A 2,307-nucleotide genomic window follows, 5' to 3' on the forward strand; every position below is an offset into this window, starting at 1 on the left:
GCGTGGACATGTCCTCGTCGGTGGTGACGAGCGAGACGAGCCACTGCTCGTCGAGACCGGGGGGCGTGAGGATGCCGCGGTTGACGCCCCACAGCCACGAGAGCTCGGCCAGCCGGAAGTCGGTGGCCTTGTAGTCGCGGTAGTTGCGCACCGGGGTCGTCGACCACGTGACGCAACCCTTGACCCCAAGGCCCACCGTGTGGGCCGGCAGCTCGTACTCGTCGATGATCGCGTCGATGGCCTGAAGAGCACGGATGTTCACCGCCTCGGCCTCGGCCAGCGCCTCCGGGGTGCAGATCTCGTCGACGGCCTTGGCAGCCGCCATCACGAGCGGGTTGCCGTTGTAGGTGCCGAAGTGCGCCATCCGGCCGTCGACCACGACCTCCATGACCTCACGCCGCCCGCCGAAGGCAGCCAGCGGCAGACCGCCGCCGATGGACTTGGCCAGGGTGATGAGGTCGGGCTTCACCCCCAGACGCTGCGCCGCCCCCGCAGCGCCGGCGGTGAGTCCGGTCTTGACCTCGTCGAAGATGAGGACGACACCGTGCTCGTCACACAGCTCACGGACTGCCGCGAGGTAGCCCGCGTCCGGGACGACGATCGACAGGTTCTCGATGACCGGCTCGACGACGAAGGCGGCGATCTCGCTGCCGTGCTCCTCAAGGACCCGCGTCAGCTGGCCGAGGTCGTTGTAGGCGACGACGTGGACGGTGCCGGCCTCGACGTCGAAGGGCACCTGCGGGGTCGGGGCGTCCGCCGGCCCGATCTCGTCCAGGCCCGGCTTCACCGAGATCTGGAGACCGTCGTAACCACCGTGGTAGCCACCCTCGATCTTCACGATCGCCTTGCGCCCGGTGTAGGCCCGCGCGCAGCGGATGGCGTACATGAGCGACTCGGTGCCGGAGTTGGTGAACCGGATCATGTCGAGCTGGAAGCGCTGGCAGAAGCGCTCGCTCATCTCCGTCGCCTGTGGCGAGGGGGTCACGAACAGCGTGCCCGTCTCGGTGAGTGCCTCGGTGACCGCGGCGACCACCGTCGGGTTGAGGTGACCGACGAGCATGGCCCCGAACCCCATCGACAGGTCGAGCATGCGGTTGCCGTCGACATCGGTCAGCCACGCGCCCCGCGCGGAGGCGACGCTGATCGGGTACGGGTCCCAGTGCTGGAACGAGCTCGTCACACCGAGCGGCAGGGACTGGCTGGCCCGCTTGTTGTGCTCCCCGGAGCCTGCCGACCACGTCTCGAACCGCTCCCACTCCTGCGCGAGCAACCGCTCGACGACGGAAGGATCCACCGGTCGGGTCCGCGCCGGGAGGCGACGGTAGGTCGCCGGGTCGTGCTCGGGCAGCGTCGGCGCGGCTGCGTCCAGCGAGTTCTCGGTCATTGTGTGACTCTCCTCCCCCACCCTCGGGGCGGGATCGTGGTGCGGTGTCGGGCCAGCCTAGCGCCGGATCGCGCCGATTACCTACTGATCCCATGGCGTTGCGCTAGATCGGCCTACGGATTCAGCCGTCAGGGATGGCGATGACCGGTGGTAACGGCAGCAAATCACCCGATTCAGACGTCGAACCCGCTGGCGCCGACTGCCACGCTGGGGTTCGGCACCGACACCACCTACGCTTGCGGACACCATGCAGTGTGACCACTTCGACTCCGGACGCTGCCGCTCGTGCACGCTGATGGGCGTTCCCTACGCCCAGCAGCTGGCCGACAAGGAGCGGCGCGTGGCCGACGTGCTCGCGCCCGTCGCCCCCGACCTGCTCTGGGTCGACCCGGCCCGCAGCCCCGCCTCGCACTACCGGAACAAGGCCAAGCTGGTCGTGGGCGGCACCGCCGGGCACCCGACCCTCGGCATCCTCGACCACCGGGGCCGCGGCATCGACCTGCGCGACTGCGGCCTCTACGAACCCGGCCTCGCGGCGACCTTCGGCCCGCTGCACGATCTCGTGGCCCGTCTCGGGCTCGAGCCCTACGACGTGCCCGCCCGCCGCGGCGAGCTGAAGTACCTCCTGGTCACCCACTCCCCCGGCGGCGAACAGCTGGTGCGCTTCGTCCTTCGCTCGCAGCGCCACCTCGCCGCCATCCGCGCAGCCCTCCCTACCCTGCTCCACGCACTGCCGTCGGTGCGGGTGGTGACGGCCAACCTGCATCCGGAGCACAAGGCCGTCCTCGAGGGCGACACCGAGATCGCCCTGACCCCGCAGACCAGCTTGCCGATGACCGTCGGCGACGTCACCCTCCAGCTCGGCCCGCGCTCGTTCTTCCAGACCAACACCACCGTCGCTGCCGCGCTCTATCGGCAGGCCC

Annotated in this window: 2 protein-coding genes; one reads left to right on the plus strand and one right to left on the minus strand. The window is 69.7% G+C overall.

Annotated elements, in window-relative coordinates; translation table 11 throughout:
• The coding region (locus PLL68_RS14030; protein WP_324535125.1) for an aspartate aminotransferase family protein at positions 1-1,384 on the minus strand (1,384 nt) is incomplete at its 3' end.
• Between the two features lie 247 nt (positions 1,385-1,631).
• Here PLL68_RS14030 and PLL68_RS14035 point away from each other — a divergent pair.
• Positions 1,632-2,307: class I SAM-dependent methyltransferase (locus tag PLL68_RS14035; RefSeq protein ID WP_502910720.1), on the plus strand; the 676-nt coding region annotated here is incomplete at its 3' end.

The sequence above is a fragment of the Ornithinibacter sp. genome (assembly GCF_035443565.1).
Classification (GTDB): Bacteria; Actinomycetota; Actinomycetes; order Actinomycetales; family Dermatophilaceae; genus Fodinibacter.